This window comes from Nostoc mirabile CHAB5784, from assembly GCF_020829645.1.
Lineage (GTDB): Bacteria > Cyanobacteriota > Cyanobacteriia > Cyanobacteriales > Nostocaceae > Nostoc > Nostoc mirabile.
This window is the reverse complement of sequence record NZ_JAIVFS010000146.1, coordinates 1-14,523: the sequence shown is the minus strand read 5'-3', so window position 1 is coordinate 14,523 and position 14,523 is coordinate 1. Positions and strand designations below refer to the sequence as shown.

12 protein-coding genes are annotated in these 14,523 nt (G+C 39.8%); 5 read left to right on the top strand and 7 right to left on the bottom strand.

Annotation, left to right across the window (positions count from 1 at the left end):
* Positions 1 to 208: 208 nt before the first annotated feature.
* Entirely contained in the window at positions 209 to 1,093 is an 885-nt protein-coding gene (locus tag LC653_RS40590) for an SWIM zinc finger family protein (RefSeq protein ID WP_229500970.1), read from the bottom strand.
* Between the two features lie 230 nt (positions 1,094 to 1,323).
* On the opposite strand from LC653_RS40590, the gene LC653_RS40585 reads away from it, so the two are divergent.
* A complete protein-coding gene (locus LC653_RS40585) occupies positions 1,324 to 1,551 on the top strand; it encodes a hypothetical protein (protein WP_229500969.1) in 228 nt (75 codons plus the stop codon).
* Positions 1,552 to 1,640: 89 nt separating this feature from the next.
* Positions 1,641 to 2,741 carry an LLM class flavin-dependent oxidoreductase gene (locus tag LC653_RS40580; RefSeq protein ID WP_229500968.1) on the top strand — a complete coding sequence of 367 codons (1,101 nt, stop codon included), beginning with the start codon at positions 1,641 to 1,643 and terminating at the stop codon, positions 2,739 to 2,741.
* On the opposite strand, the gene LC653_RS40575 is transcribed toward LC653_RS40580, so the two are convergent.
* Positions 2,722 to 4,083 (bottom strand): amidase, encoded by a 1,362-nt coding sequence (locus LC653_RS40575; RefSeq protein WP_229500967.1) that lies wholly within the window; start codon positions 4,081 to 4,083, stop codon positions 2,722 to 2,724. The genes LC653_RS40580 and LC653_RS40575 overlap by 20 nt on opposite strands.
* A gap of 112 nt (positions 4,084 to 4,195) precedes the next feature.
* On the opposite strand from LC653_RS40575, the gene LC653_RS40570 reads away from it, so the two are divergent.
* Positions 4,196 to 5,578, top strand: coding sequence for an asparagine synthetase B family protein (locus tag LC653_RS40570; protein WP_308189223.1), 1,383 nt, complete (start codon positions 4,196 to 4,198; stop codon positions 5,576 to 5,578).
* Positions 5,579 to 5,583: 5 nt separating this feature from the next.
* Here the strand turns inward: LC653_RS40570 and LC653_RS40565 are convergent, their stop codons facing one another.
* From LC653_RS40565 to LC653_RS40545, 5 genes are all read right to left on the bottom strand, one after another.
* Positions 5,584 to 6,726: a toprim domain-containing protein gene (locus LC653_RS40565; RefSeq protein WP_229500966.1), complete on the bottom strand. Its 1,143-nt coding sequence runs from the start codon at positions 6,724 to 6,726 to the stop codon at positions 5,584 to 5,586.
* 495 nt (positions 6,727 to 7,221) lie between these two features.
* Complete coding sequence (locus LC653_RS40560) at positions 7,222 to 8,484, bottom strand: toprim domain-containing protein (protein ID WP_229500965.1); 1,263 nt, start codon at positions 8,482 to 8,484, stop codon at positions 7,222 to 7,224.
* Positions 8,485 to 8,543: 59 nt separating this feature from the next.
* Positions 8,544 to 9,797, bottom strand: a complete 1,254-nt coding sequence (locus LC653_RS40555; RefSeq protein WP_229500964.1) for a diaminopimelate decarboxylase family protein — start codon at positions 9,795 to 9,797, stop codon at positions 8,544 to 8,546.
* Complete coding sequence (locus LC653_RS40550; RefSeq protein ID WP_229500963.1) at positions 9,785 to 11,608, bottom strand: asparagine synthetase B family protein; 1,824 nt, start codon at positions 11,606 to 11,608, stop codon at positions 9,785 to 9,787. Before LC653_RS40550 ends, LC653_RS40555 begins: the two co-directional genes overlap by 13 nt.
* Before the next feature lies 1 nt (position 11,609).
* Complete coding sequence (locus tag LC653_RS40545) at positions 11,610 to 12,233, bottom strand: DUF3859 domain-containing protein (RefSeq protein ID WP_229500962.1); 624 nt, start codon at positions 12,231 to 12,233, stop codon at positions 11,610 to 11,612.
* Between the two features lie 558 nt (positions 12,234 to 12,791).
* Between LC653_RS40545 and LC653_RS40540 the strand changes: the two genes are divergently transcribed.
* Both LC653_RS40540 and LC653_RS40535 read left to right on the top strand, forming a co-directional pair.
* On the top strand, positions 12,792 to 13,502 hold the full coding sequence (locus tag LC653_RS40540; protein WP_229500961.1) for a hypothetical protein: 711 nt from the start codon (positions 12,792 to 12,794) through the stop codon (positions 13,500 to 13,502).
* A 644-nt stretch (positions 13,503 to 14,146) separates the two neighbouring features.
* Entirely contained in the window at positions 14,147 to 14,440 is a 294-nt protein-coding gene (locus LC653_RS40535; protein WP_229500960.1) for a hypothetical protein, read from the top strand.
* Positions 14,441 to 14,523: the final 83 nt, after the last annotated feature.

Below are 14,523 nucleotides of genomic sequence, written 5' to 3'. Positions count from 1 at the left end.
ACCAACTTAGGCTGTCAGTAATAACACCTTTTCACCCCGCTTCAGGCATTGATGACTAGTCTCGAACCTGGGGGTGATGCTTTCACCGTTGCACCTACGGGGTAGGATTTGAGGATTCTAGGATACTGGCTCTCACCTACATGGTCATTCAGTTGTCAAGGTTCTGTACCTTGCGGCTAATCCTCCAAACCCTTATGGGTCTTAGTTTCTAGCCAACGATTCGCACTTCTAAACTCATACTAAAGTCTGCACTGATTTCGTCTTGCCATGATTCCAACATCAACTGCAAATCTACTATTTCTCCTGTAGACATTTCTGCACACAAAATTGCTTCTGTCCACGCGCTATCAAGAGGTTCTGCGATGGAATAACTGTCTCCACCGTAATCTAGCAACTCGTCCCATTCTTGGGCATAAGTTTCGGTAATAGTTTCGAGAATTGCGATCGCATTATTGCCATCTCCATTTTCTGCTAACTCTCGCGCTTTCTCAATTACAGCTAGCAAATCATCTGTAAATGGGTCTTCTTCTGAACCATACTCTAATTCTTTCAATCCATCCCGCAAAATCCGCTTGACATGAGAGCGAAAAGGTGATGTGTCAATTTTGCTGTGACGGGTAGAAGACTGTTTTGTTTTTGGTTTTGGCAAGTCTATCAAACTTACAAACTCATCAATATCATCAATTAGTTCTGGTCTATTTTCCACCAGTTCTTGTAATAATCGCTGAGTTTGAAGAAGATTGAGGCGATTTAATAATTGTTCTAGCGTTGGACGTTCTTCAACGATCTCTGATTGACGCGAACAGCTTAATAAGGTGGCAACAATATGTTTGCACCAACCATCATAATCATAAGGACAAGTACAACTTGCTGAGGTAATTCCACCTGCATCAAAACGAATACTGACTTGATATGGTGTAATTTCGCCACCTTCTACCTCTGCTTGAATCAGATTACCTCGTTTTTTGAGATCGGCGTTAGCGAAGCTCACCGAAGGTATCGCGCCCCTACGGTAATATTCTTCACCACGACTGTAGGATGAAGCGTTGGAGTTATGACGTATTATTGCTTCAGAAATTTCTGGAATCGACATAGCACCCAAGTCTTTTAGGGTTCGGTATTACCGGCTGAATACTGAGGATGTCGAGTTTGCCCAGAAGGTGCTGGATTATCGCCTTCATCAACGGGAGGACAGGGAAAGGAAACACCAAGAGGAGCAGGAACGTCATGCGGTTTATGCTGCTAGGATGCAAGCTCAGTATGGAATTAATGCTCCGTCCACACCCCCCAATGAAATAGATGGAAGTAATAATCGGGGGGGGTATGGACACAGATGAACAACTCAGTGATTCTTGGTGGGAGCGGGTTAAATATTACGCTCGGCTGGCGATTGAGCGGGTGGAATGCGGGGTTGATGCTGTTAAAGAATTACTCAGTACCCTAACGATTGATGAGCGTTGCGGTGTGATGCTGGAGTTTGAGGATGTTGACCCTCAAAAGTTTGCTCAACTGGTGGCCGGAGCGCCCGATTGGGTGGAGTGGATGGGCTGATTTCCCCAGGCTATAGACCAGGTGACGGATATGCTCGCTAGCATTACATAATTGAAGAGGTTTTAATATAGGATAGAAAACGTGTATAAATGTTTGCAAAACAAAGACTAGAATTTAACTGGTGCGCTCCAGTATCGGGTGATGGATTCTATTTAGGTTTGCCCATTTGGGAACGTGCTCCCAACCTTGAGTATACTGTTGAGATTTTTAAAACAGCAGAACGATTTGGATTCCGACAGGTTCTCATTGGTATGGGCTTTACACACCACGTTATGGAAGCTTGGACTTTAGCAACAGCAGTTTTAACGCTCACCGTTAGTGTTGGAGCAATGGTAGCTGTACGTCCAGGTTTCTATTCAGCCCCAATATTAGCAAAGATGGCTGTTACATTAGATAATATCAGCAAAGGTCGCCTTTCGCTTAATATTGTCACGGGTGGACGACCGATGGAACAAGCGATGTATGGTGATTATTTAGACCACGATAGTCGCTATCGTCGCACCCGTGAATTTATGCAAATTTGTCGTCAGTTATGGTCAACTACGGCTCCCTTTGACTATGAAGGAGAATTTTACAAACTCCGTCAAACTCGTTTAGAAACTTTACCTGTGCAACCATCTGGGCCGCTGTTCTATTTCGGTGGTGCGAGCGAAATGGCTCAACGAGTCAGTGCAGAGTTTGCAGATGTTTATCTGATGTGGGGGGAAACACTGCATCAAATTACTGAGCGGATGAATCGGATGCAGCAATTACTGGCTGACAGCGAACGGAAGAAAAAGGTGCGTTATGGATTAAGAATTAATATTATCGCTCGACCAACCCAAGCTCAAGCAAGGCAAACAGCAAAAGAAATGCTAGCAAAAGTTTCTCCAGAAGTATTAGCTAAAACACGAGCCACTGAATTTCCTAATACTAGGCGAGAAAGTGTTGGTCAAAGTCGGCAGTATGAATTACGTGGAAGTGCTGATGAAGATTGGTATGTTGAGCCACTGCTTTGGGCTGGGATTTCGGTAGTGCGAAGTGGTGCGGGAATGGCAATTGTTGGTAGCTACCAACAAGTGGCGGAATGTCTTTTAGAGTATATAAATTTGGGAATTACAGTTTTTATTTTGTCTGGCTATCCCCATTTAGAAGAGTGCGAAAATGTCGGGCGAAATGTTTTACCGTTAGTTAGAGAGGGCTACCTTTAGAGAAAGTAGTAGCAATTTGAAAAGCCAACGCAACTCTCAAAATCAAAGCTTCAGCATAAGAATTACTAACAAATTGTAATCCTATAGGTAAACCCTGACTACTCCAGCCACAAGGCAGCGATATTGCAGGTAAACCCATAAAACTGAAAGGTAGCATAAATCGCTGATTTAATTGATAGATTTTACTGTCAGTATTAATCGGAGGTGCAACCATTGGTGTTGTTGGTGTTAGCACAACATCTACTTGCTCAAGCAGTTTTTGCCCTAGAGGAAGCCATTTTTCACATTTTTGTTTTGCTTTTTTGTAATTATGGCGAGAAATTTTTACTCCTTTTGATAAATCACTTTGCACTTTGGCTGCAAATACATTGGGGTTAACAGCATATTCTGCTTGCAAAACTTGACTAAATTCATAAAGAGCAATGGTGAAGTAAGTCACCTCATCAAATTCTTCTAAAAATCTTGAATCTAGAGTGACAATTTCCGCCCCCAGTTGTCCCAAAATAAATATAGCATTGTAAATTGCTTTGGCAATTTCTCCTTCAATGCCACGAAATGTATAGTTACTAATTATGCCAAACTTTAAACCACTGATATTAGTTGGTAGAGGATACAGCTGTTTTAAATTTGTGGAAATAGGGAAGAGTATAGCATCAAGTAAGATGGCAATATCTTCTACACAATTTGCTATCAAACCGACTGTATCAAAACTGGGAACGCGAGGAAAAATACCCTGATTGCTAAGTAGTCCAAAAGTTGGGCGTAGTCCCACCACTCCCGACCAACTAGCCGGAACTCGAATTGAGCCTCCTGTATCCGTACCAATTCCAGCTAGACAAAGATTAGCTGCAATAGCTGTTGCACTTCCACTAGAAGAACCTCCTGATGAGTGGTTATGGTTCCAAACGTTGCAGGTGTTACCGTAAAAAAGATTGTTACCCGAAAGGTCAGCAGCAAATTCGCTTAAATTTGTCTTACCTAAAATCACCGCACCTGCTGCTTTTAACTTTTGGACGATCGCACTATCAGATAATGGTATGCGATCGCGAAAAAGTTGTGAACCAACGGTAGTTTTGATTCCTACTGTATCAATATTGTCTTTGATAACAACTGGAATACCGTGCAATAACCCTCGCTCTTGACCGTTACTTCGCTCAAAATCTAGTTGAGCAGCAGTTTCTAGAGATTGTTGTTCTAGAACAGTAATAAAAGCATTGAGTATAGGATTTAACTTTTGAATCCGTTCAAGGTAATATTTAACTAACGCTGTTGAAGTTAACAAGCCACTTTGCATTTGCTGACTTGCTTGTGCGATCGTTTTAGGGATAGAATTTGCTTGCATCTACAGCAATCCTATTTGATTTCTGAACTTATTTGCGTGGTGCGCGTTCGCAAAGCGTCTCGCAGAGAAGCGCAGCGCAAGCGCGATAGGCGGGGAGTAGGGAGTTGCACTAGTGGTTTGGGATCGAGAAAAACAGGTGTTGCAGTTGATTCGCGATCGCATCGGTAGCCGTACTCTCTACTACACTAATACTGGTGCGGTTCGTTGGATTGCGCCTCAATTGAGAACTTTATCACCTCATCGTTCCTCTGATTTGGATTTGGTGGCTTTGCGAGATTACCTTTGTTGTGCCTTTGTTCCAAGAGAAAGAACGCTTTGGGAACAGGTGCGGGAACTGCGACCTGGAACCGTTTTACAATTTCCTAACGACAAAGTTCAAACTTATTGGCAGTTGCAAGAACAGATTACAGCCATAGATCAACCTTTAGTATGGCATGGCGATCGCTTGCGAGAACTGCTAGACCAAGTTATTCAAGAATATTTACCACCACAAAACGAACCCGTTGGTGTTTTTCTTTCAGGTGGTTTGGACTCTAGCGGTATCACTGCTTTAGTCGCAAAATTCCATAATTCCCCAGTCCACACTTTCTCAATTCATTTTGGCGCTGAATGTCCCAATGAGTTAGAATTTTCCAGTCTCGTTGCAACTCATTGCCAAACGCAGCACCACATTTTAGAAATTACTTTTGCGGATATGTGGGAACGTTTACCCCAAACAATGGCCTATTTAGATGACCCCATCGGCGACCCATTAACTATTCCTAATCTTTTGCTGGGACGACTAGCAAAAGAAAGTGTACAAGTAGTTTTAAATGGTGAAGGTGGCGACCCCTGTTTTGGTGGGCCAAAAAATCAGCCAATGCTGATTAATAGTTTATATGGCTCTGTCACCAATCAAGATTCATTACAAGCTTATTTAATTTCTTTTCAAAAGTGCGCTGCTGACTTACCGCAACTTTTAAAACCAGAAGTTTTGACAGCGATACAAACAGCACCTTGGGTTTTTGAAGAAGATTTATATTCCCAAGCCAGCTATCTCAATCGTTTGATGGCAATGAACATTAAATTTAAAGGTGCTGACCAAATTCTCACGAAAGTAAGTAACTTGAATCAAGCTGCTGATTTGCAAGGTCGTTCTCCTTTATTTGATCAACGAGTCGTAGACTTAAGCATGAAAATTCCTCCAGAGTATAAGCTTTCGGGAGTGTCAGAAAAAGCAGTTTTGAAACAAGCGATCGCAGATATTTTACCAGATGCCATTATTCATCGCTCTAAAAGTGGGATGATGGTGCCAGTACAGTTAGGATTTCGGAAATATTGGCAACAACAAGCCAGAGATTTATTGCTTAATCGTCATGCAGCGATCGCTCCTTATTTTAACCAATTACCAATTCGCAATTGGTTAAACTATCAAGGCGATACTTGGAATCGTTATGGTGTAAAGCTGTGGTTACTTGTTAGTTTAGAAATTTGGTTGCAAGTAAATCGAAAATGAGCGTTCTAACCAAAATTTTCAGCAGCATACAAATAAGTATTTGTACTTTGATCTGCAATTATCAAACTCTGTTCATCAAGAGCTAAATGTTGATTTGTAGCTATACTGTGATTTAGTATTTGAATCAATTTTTGTGGCTGGAAAGATTCTAGTTCAACACGATTACCTTCCATTAACCATTTGAGTTCTTCAGTGTTGAGACTCTGCTGAATTTCTGTAGGTAAACTTTTAGCTTGTAACGCTAATTCTTTTAATCTTGTAATCCATATTTTCTGACTTTTAAATACTTGACGTGGCAATATACCAACATCAAAAATTGTCACATTGCTATCTCTAAACCATTGTGCATCAGTACGCAATTGATAAACTAGGCTGACTCCTTGAGGACTACAATCATGCAGTGCATAGACTTGCAAATCAGGATTGCGCCCCAGCATTTGCATAGTAATTTCAAAGATATTCTGGGGATAGCCACTAATACTGAGAATGGCGCAATTCCTTTCAAAATGAAAATTATTAGCGATGAGAAATTGTGCAATACTATCCTTGTCACACACTACCAACCTATCAAAGCTGTAAGCAGTAATATCAGAATTTGGAGTTATAACTCTTGTAGTTTGTCGAGAAGTATCAGCGCGAAGTAGTTTTTCAATCACTCCATTAGTTTTCTCCCACTTGTCTATGGAATTTTTAACAGCTGCTTTCTCATACAATCCAGGGTTATTTATTTGCTGAGTAACTGTTGTGACAACACGATTGCCTGCGATTATATCATCTAAATACATAGAAATAATCGAGATATATCTCCCTAATAATATTGCGGCTGTCGCTAACCAAAAAAATGATGATTTGTCAGCATAATAAAGTAACTGGCTGAAGACAACTCCTATAATGATCACAAGTACATCTTTAATTAGCTGGGTTGTTGGATTTGGATTACTCTGAATTCGTTCGCTTCTAACTTCATCATACTTTGATGAATCCTCTGAAAATTTAATATTTAAAGTACAACTTAACAAAGAAGTAACCAAAAACAAGAAAAACTTTAGATCAAATACAACATTAGTGATAATTAATCTTGTAACAACATTCAAGATAGCAAGATCAAATACAACATTAGTGATAATTAATCTTGTAACAACATTCAAGATAGCATACAGAGAAAACAAAAGTAAACTAATAGATAGACAGGAATTAAAGTTAATCTTCTTAATTCTCGACTTTCGGGACTCTGTAATCCTCGGTTTGATATCTGATATGAGTTGTCTGGCAACAAAATATTCAAATTGACCGACAGTGAAATATAGAGTATTGTTAGCAGAAATATGAGCGATCGCATTAGCAAACAATTGGTCTGTTAACTTCCTAGAAGTATACCTACCGATACCGGGTTCACATACAAAATGATGACCACATTTTTTACACTTACCAGAATTTGTATTCCAGTCCCTTCGATTATTATTAGTTCGGCACTTAATACATTTCATAGCAGCAATCTCCTCCTAATTGTTAGCTGTTAATCCTCGAAAAAAATAGCGAAAAAAAATTTCATTCTCTGTGTTTTATGCACCACGCTAGTCGCTACAACAAAGAGACAGCGCCTTGGTGAAGCAGCAAGGAGAAGGGTAGGGGCTGGTGAAAAATTAACCAAAGCTTTCGACAGCATATATAGAACTTCCGGTATAACTTCCAGAATCACCAACTAAAATAAAGCTGCTGTCATCGTTATCTAAAGTCCGACTATTAATTATGCCGCGATTCAGAATTTGAATCAATTTTTGAGGACTAAATGATTCTAATTCCACAAAATTACCAGATTCCAGCCATGCTAATTCTTCAGCCGATAAACTCTGACGAATTTCTGGTGACAATCCTTTAGCAGCCTCAGCTGATTCTGGAGAAGCTTGAATGAACATATTGCGACTTGCAGCCAGAATTTGGCGTGGTAATAATCCCACATCAATAATAGTGATATCGCTATCTTTAAACCACTTCGGGCTAGTGCGGAGGTGATTAAGTAAATTCATTCCTTTGGCGCTACAATCATGCAATGCATATATTTTTAAATCAGGATTGCGACGCAGCATTTGCATGGTAGTATCAAAAATATTTTGGGGATAACCAGTGATACTCAGAATGGCACAGTTATTTTCAAAATGAAAGTTATTAGCGATTAACATTTGGGCAACTGCTGCACTATCACAAACCACTAACCTATCAAAACTATAAGCAGTGACATCAGGATTGATAGTCATAGGTGTGCTTTGTTCTTGGGGAGGAGGTAAAATTTTATCAATTCGATTGTTAACCCGTCTCCAAGATGTTAACCAACCCTGAAATTGGCTATCACCAATCGTAACTTTTTGCGTGTTAGTAGTCGGTTGTGCTAATTCCCGACTACTTAAATAAATAGCTAACATTCCTATAGTTACGCTAAATGCAAATGAACTAAATGAATTGATAGCTAAACTAAAAATAATCCCTGCTACCAAAGTAATTATTCCCAATATTCTTAAAATTTTAGCTGATTTTTTACGCTGGGAATAAGAGCGATTCATCGAGCGCATTTGATTGAAAAATAAGGCGAGAATAATTGCTGCTATAGCCAAATATCCAAATACAAAAATGCTACATACACTGACAAATATCACTAACCATCCCCATTTAACTCGGTTTTTGCTTTGCAATCTTTTATCAATCAGATAAAAAAACTGCTTTGGTGTAAAAAAGAGCGTATGATTAGCAGAAATATCTGCGATCGCTTTGGCAAAAAAAGGATCAGTAAATCTAATTCCTGTCATACTAGTTGGTTCAAAAACAAACGGATGATGACAGTGTTTACAACGACCTTGGTTAGCTGTCCTATCTTTTAGTTTGTTATCAGTTTGACATTGAATACATTTCATGGTAATTATTTTTAGAATTTAATTATTGATTAATATGATTCTGAATTCTGCATTCTTCTTCAATTGAATATTTGATTGTTCAACAAAACACTATATTCCTCCCGCTTACGAATTAAACGATGTAGATGATTTTCTAACAATACTTCCGCAGGTTTAGGACGATGTAAAAAGTGCGAGGACATCGCATAACCATAAGCGCCAACATCTAAAATACCGATAATATCACCAATTGCTAATTCAGGTAAATAACAGTTTCGGCTTAAATAATCTCGTGAATAAGTTGTGTTTCCACACACATCTGTCAAGTAAGTTTTGGATTTTGATTCTTTCCACGCGACAATTTCTCGATAACCGCCATGTACTGCGGGAACAGAGAGATTAGCAACAGTAGTATCTACCCCAACAATTTGTTTTTCTGACTGCCATTTTACCGAAACCACTTTGGTAAGTAGAGTAGCACATCCGGCGATCGCAGCTCGTCCAGGTTCAATGACTAACTCAATATTTATTCCTAAACGACTGATTTGGTCGCTCAAATCTGCACCAAAAGTTTCCCAGTTAAAAGCTGCACCATCATGATGATATGGATAGCCAAAACCACCACCAAAATCTAGATATTCCCAATCAGGTAAAAGTTTTGCTGTGGCTATTACCTGAGCAATTACATTGGTAAAGGCGGCTGTAGCATTAGTACTTGTACCTCGATAAAAATGCAACCCACTAAGTTTTAATCCTACTTGACGAGTAACTGCGATCGCATCAGCAAATTCTTCTCGACGTACACCAATACGGCTATCACCAGTAATTTCCGGTAAGTTAAGACGTAAGCCTAGACGAGGTGTGAATGAAGGAGTAAGAGATTCATAGATTTCGCAACAAAGTTGCAACTGAGAAATACTATCCAAATTGAGAGTTTTGACACCCCAATTTAAAACTTGTTCCATCTCAACACGATTTAAATTACTCCCACTGTAGACAATTTTTTCTGGTGAAAAACCTGCTTGTAATCCGAGATAAATATCTCCAGGGGTATTAGCGTGTAATCCCCAACCTGCGGCACGAAAAATTTGCAACAGTGAAATATTGCCATTGGTAACACTAGCAAAGCGAAATTGAGTCTGAGGATAAGAAAAAGCCTCAGTGATGCGTGCGATGGTTTGATTTAAGATGTCAGCTTGATAAATGTAGAGAGGTGAATCATAAGTATTTAGTAACTCTTGAGCAAGTTCTTGGGAGAAAGGAAGATGACTAGATGAAGAATTTAATTCCTCACTTTCAACTCCTAACTCATAACTTGTTTCTAAGTTTGCCATTTTTTCTGAAATCTCCATAGTTTTTGTGGTAGCCAAAATGGATGATCAAAAGATTCTTGACCCGATTCTTCACCAAAAACATACACTCGCCAAAGTTGCCACATAATTAGTAACCATAAAATTTCACCAATCCGACGACCTTGAATAGTAGCGCTCAACTTACCACCAACAATTTGTGCTGCAAGATGGGAAGAAAAGCGGTTTTCTAAACGAAGTTTGCCAGGATTTAACCACTTCCCAATCTGATTCCAAAACTCATTCAAACACCAAGAGGTTAAAGGAACTCCCATACCACGCTTTTGTCGCCAAACAATTTCTGAGGGTAATAAGTTTTCTACGGTTCGCTTGAGGATGTATTTCTCACAAACTCCCTGCAAACACAGTTCTCCAGATACCTGAAACGTCCACTCAGCCAATGGTAAATCGCAGAAAGGCGATCGCACAAACAACCCATGAGCAAATCCTAAAGCAGTCGCACGCGGATGTATATTTTGTGACCCTTTCAACATCAAACTGGCACGGCGCAACCGATGCAGGACGGCTGTACAATATTCCGGGTCAAGTGCTTTTGCAATCCAGCCTTCTGGATGTAAATTTTGTATCTGCTCATAAATATGTGGCTGGTAAATTTGAGCCTCGTAACCCCAAAGACGGTGAAAAGTGCGAAGATATTGTTGAATAAAATTTTCTTGAATAGAGTAGTTTTCACTTTGGTAAACCCCTGCTGCTATTAAAGGTTTATTTGTCCAACCTGCAAACAATTGGTCGCCATCTTCGCCGTTAAAAATCACCCTAGTATCTTGGCTAGCCCTTTGTCCTAAAAGAAACAACGGAACTGTCACGCCATCGCCAAAAGGCAAATCTAGCGCCTCTACAGTTAAAATTAGAGTCTTCTGGATTTGATGCGGATTGGCATTAACTTTTACCAAAGGAATTTGCAGATGTTGGGCAACAATTTCGGCATAGAGAGATTCTGAAATACCTGCATTACCAAAATCCAAGGTATAGCCAATCACCTTTATTCCCGCTTGCACCAGTAAGGCGGCGACAACAGAAGAATCTAATCCCCCAGAGAGAAAAACGCCTACAGGCTCATTTTTTAAGTCAGAAATTTGCCGTTCAATAGCTTGTTGAAGCAGAGTTTGTAGTTGTTTGACAGCCGTTGTTTCATCTTTTATTTGCACCTCTGCTTCACACCATTGTGATAAACGTTGAGAAATTGGTACTGAAAGACTTTGTGACTCAGACTGACTTTGCCAGACTAACTCCTCTCCAGCCGGAACTGCAAATATTTGGTTCACCGGCGTTAGGGGATTGGGAACATAAGAAAAACAAGAATAACCGTATAAAGCCGGAATGTTAACTTCAGGATTTTCAGAAATTTTCAACAGCAGTTGCAGACGAGATGCAAACCAAATTACTTGTACTTGTTGCATCCAGTACAGGGGGACTTTTCCAAAAGGTTCTCGTCCTAAAATTAAGCGATCGCTTCGGTCTAATTTTACCCAAACATCAGGTAAAAATAAATCATTATGTAAGTAAGTAGATATTCCAGATGCAGATATACCAACTACTCGTTCTGGATGATGAATTGGCAAGATTGATTCTTGTGAAAAACCAATATAAGCAACATTCCAAATAGGGTAGTTATTTTCGGATAGCGAGTCGAGTTCAGATAAATGGTGAGAGGTGATATGCAGCGTTTTGATAATACTTAGCCGTGCCTCTAACTCGCGTCGAGAACCATAACCCCAATATCCAATAAATTGCTGGGGCTGATTTATCTTTTCACCTGGCGGAATGTTTTCCATACTATTTCACTTCAAATTCTGTTTCGCTAAGTTGGCGACCTTGGAGAAATATTTGCGCCTTCCACTTACCTGGAGTCGATGCAGAACCGATGATGTAACGGCACTGAGTATCCCAGATGGATTTGTCAATTTCACGGGTTTGATAGCGGTTTTGCTTGACAATTTCACCATTAGGATTAATCCAATTGCACGTTAAATCTAGCTTTTGACCTACGGGTGTATCTTTTAACGTCACACGGTAAAAGACTTCTGGGCTGTTTTGGCGTGAGATATTTTTGAGGTCACTGCCATCATCTTGAGTAAGAGTGATCCGGTTTCTTTGAGTGGAAACTCGCTCAAGAGTAGAATTATGCTGTTGAATAGTAAATAAAGTACCCATAATGGCGATCGCTACAGCAGCAATGACCCCGATAGCAATTGTCCGATTACGTTTTTGCTGTACTTTCAAAACTTGCCGACGCTGCACTTGAACGAGCGCTTCATCTAGCAAATCCGGTGCTAAACCTAATTCCTGTAAAATTTGCTTGACTTGTTCGGGTTCAATTTCTGCTTCTTTTCGTGTTTGCAGGTTTCCGACTTCAGCAATGATTTGCGTTAGTTGCTCTGTAGTTAGTCTCTGGGTCATGATCAAGCACCACTCCTACATAAAAAAGCGTTTAATTTTCTGCCAAAATAGCTTTGTTTGAGGTTGTGTGTTAAAGAAACACCTTTACAGCATAACTAGGAGAGTTTTTATAGATATAAAATAGCGAGCGTCCACTCGCCTTTTTTGCATAATAAAGATTTTTGCTTCTAGTTTAGCTACAACTGCTCCTTGTCAATTTCCGGTTTTTTCAACTTTAAGTCCTTTACAAGTGGGCAGCAACTAGAAAGTCAACACCTCGCTACACGGGAGCAATGTGATCGCACCTTTTTCCCCAACAGATAAGCCGCTCCCACCGAGAGTTATCTGAATTCTAAGAACCATTGGTTCCCAAGAGATAGAAATTCCCCTCTGCCCCCTGCCCCCCTGCAATCCCTACGCTGCCTACCCTTCAGCTTTACAAGCCTGCCATTCAATTCTGACTCCTGATTCAATTTCGGCGTATTCTAGAAATTACTCTCTATCAGTGAACAGTTAACAGTAAACAGTTATCACGGTTTTTGACTGATAACTGATAACACACAGCTAAAACAACGGCTAATGCTTGATTATTTGACGGCGGGTATTGCATTTTGGATGACTTTGTTTGGAGTACAAGAGTCGTTGTTAGAATTTCGCCTGGGTTATCTCGGTCGCTACTGGTTTGTTGTGATTAGCGCTAGCTTACTTCTGAGCTTTTTGCTCTCTGCCCCGATTACTATCACCCTAATCATTAGATTTGGAGTCTCTCCATTCACTTTCCCAGACAATATTATTCTTTGTGCTATCGCTGCCGTCATCTTTGGTGTGATGCTCACTTTTTCACAGTGGTTGATACTTCGTCAATCCGAGATGACACCGAGAGTTTTTGCTGTAATTAATACGGTTGTTGGAATTATTGTCTATTTTTTACTGGTGTGGATCAATGAAGGTACTCTGGAGTGGAGTGGCAATCCCATTAACGGCTGGAAAACTGCCCTCGTCTTTTTAGCTGCTGGTGCAATTACCGGAGGTGTCACAGGCAAGGCTTTAGATTTCTACTGTGAGCGAGTGGAGCGGCGATTAATTCAGCTTGAGAGAGAACGAGTAGAAAGAGAGAGGCTTTCAAGAGAAAGAATAGAAAGAGAAATACTTGAAAGCAAAAAGCTTGAAAAGGAAACTCTAGAGAGATTCCGGCTAGAAAGAGAAATCGCTTTGGAGGAAGAAAGAAAGTGGTACGAAGAACATGGTGATGATGATTTCGATTATGAGGATGATGAAGATGAAGAATAATATCTTGGCTTCGTATTATTGGCTCTGTCGCGTTCCAAAGCAGAAAGTTACTCCCGATACGAACAGCGTTAGTGATTGAAACAGACCGCCCGTCGTAGACATCGCTCTTAAGGCGGGGCGTACCCCATCTCCCATAAGTTGTATTTTATTTTTTGGAAGTCCTATATACCAATTACAGGTCATAATGCTGGGACTTCCAAATATAGAGATGGAGCAGCTTTAATGTAATACAACTGCTTTGTCTATATGCATCTGTAGATATATATCCTTATTAGGTAAACTATGATACGTCAGCGAATAAACACATAAGAAATTATGCAATTCAACTGTCAAGAGTTTCAACAGAGAAACCCCACTGTTGAATCAGGACTTTAACTTATACACTACTTCTTATAAATACTTAACATTTTTATTTCCCACTATTATAATTCTACAATACAGGTATAATTACTAAAGTTCTTGATAAATACCGCATAATAAATTCAGTCATAACAGATGCCAATTCTCAAATTGGGAGGTTTTTTACAGCGTATTATTGGGGTTCAGCATGGAACGTGGACTATATAACTCATAAAAATAAATAACCAAACTGACTTGTATGAGATATAAACATCATTGATTACTAGCGTTTGGTATTGGCAGCAATGTATACAACCGCATTCATCATCATCAACACAAATATCTTAGTTGCAATAAAAAATAGCAGCATCACAGCGAATGCTTTTGAAGGGCAAGGCGGTAATATCAGAATCAACACCAAAGGAATATTTCTTTCTCCTGATAGCAAAATTACAGCTAGTTCACGGTTCGGATTGAATGGTACGATTCAGATCAACACCTTATTTACTAATCCTGTGCAGGCTAAAGCAGAACCAGAAACGATTCGTGCAACTCGGCGTAAATATAGCAAAGCTGTCACCAGGGGCAAGATAGCCTGAAAGTACTGCTATGAATGACTTTCAGACTATAATATTCTCCGATATACTAACACTAGTATTTTTAGATACATTTACCCAGTCTC

Bases quoted from the DNA above. Each gene is read 5' to 3' on its own strand.
- LC653_RS40590 (WP_229500970.1), bottom strand. From the start codon at position 1,093: ATGTCGATTCCAGAAATTTCTGAAGCAATAATACGTCATAACTCCAAC.
- LC653_RS40585 (WP_229500969.1), top strand. From the start codon at position 1,324: ATGGACACAGATGAACAACTCAGTGATTCTTGGTGGGAGCGGGTTAAA.
- LC653_RS40580 (WP_229500968.1), top strand. From the start codon at position 1,641: ATGTTTGCAAAACAAAGACTAGAATTTAACTGGTGCGCTCCAGTATCG.
- LC653_RS40575 (WP_229500967.1), bottom strand. From the start codon at position 4,083: ATGCAAGCAAATTCTATCCCTAAAACGATCGCACAAGCAAGTCAGCAA.
- LC653_RS40560 (WP_229500965.1), bottom strand. From the start codon at position 8,484: ATGAAATGTATTCAATGTCAAACTGATAACAAACTAAAAGATAGGACA.
- LC653_RS40555 (WP_229500964.1), bottom strand. From the start codon at position 9,797: ATGGCAAACTTAGAAACAAGTTATGAGTTAGGAGTTGAAAGTGAGGAA.
- LC653_RS40550 (WP_229500963.1), bottom strand. From the start codon at position 11,608: ATGGAAAACATTCCGCCAGGTGAAAAGATAAATCAGCCCCAGCAATTT.
- LC653_RS40545 (WP_229500962.1), bottom strand. From the start codon at position 12,233: ATGACCCAGAGACTAACTACAGAGCAACTAACGCAAATCATTGCTGAA.
- LC653_RS40540 (WP_229500961.1), top strand. From the start codon at position 12,792: ATGCTTGATTATTTGACGGCGGGTATTGCATTTTGGATGACTTTGTTT.
- LC653_RS40535 (WP_229500960.1), top strand. From the start codon at position 14,147: ATGTATACAACCGCATTCATCATCATCAACACAAATATCTTAGTTGCA.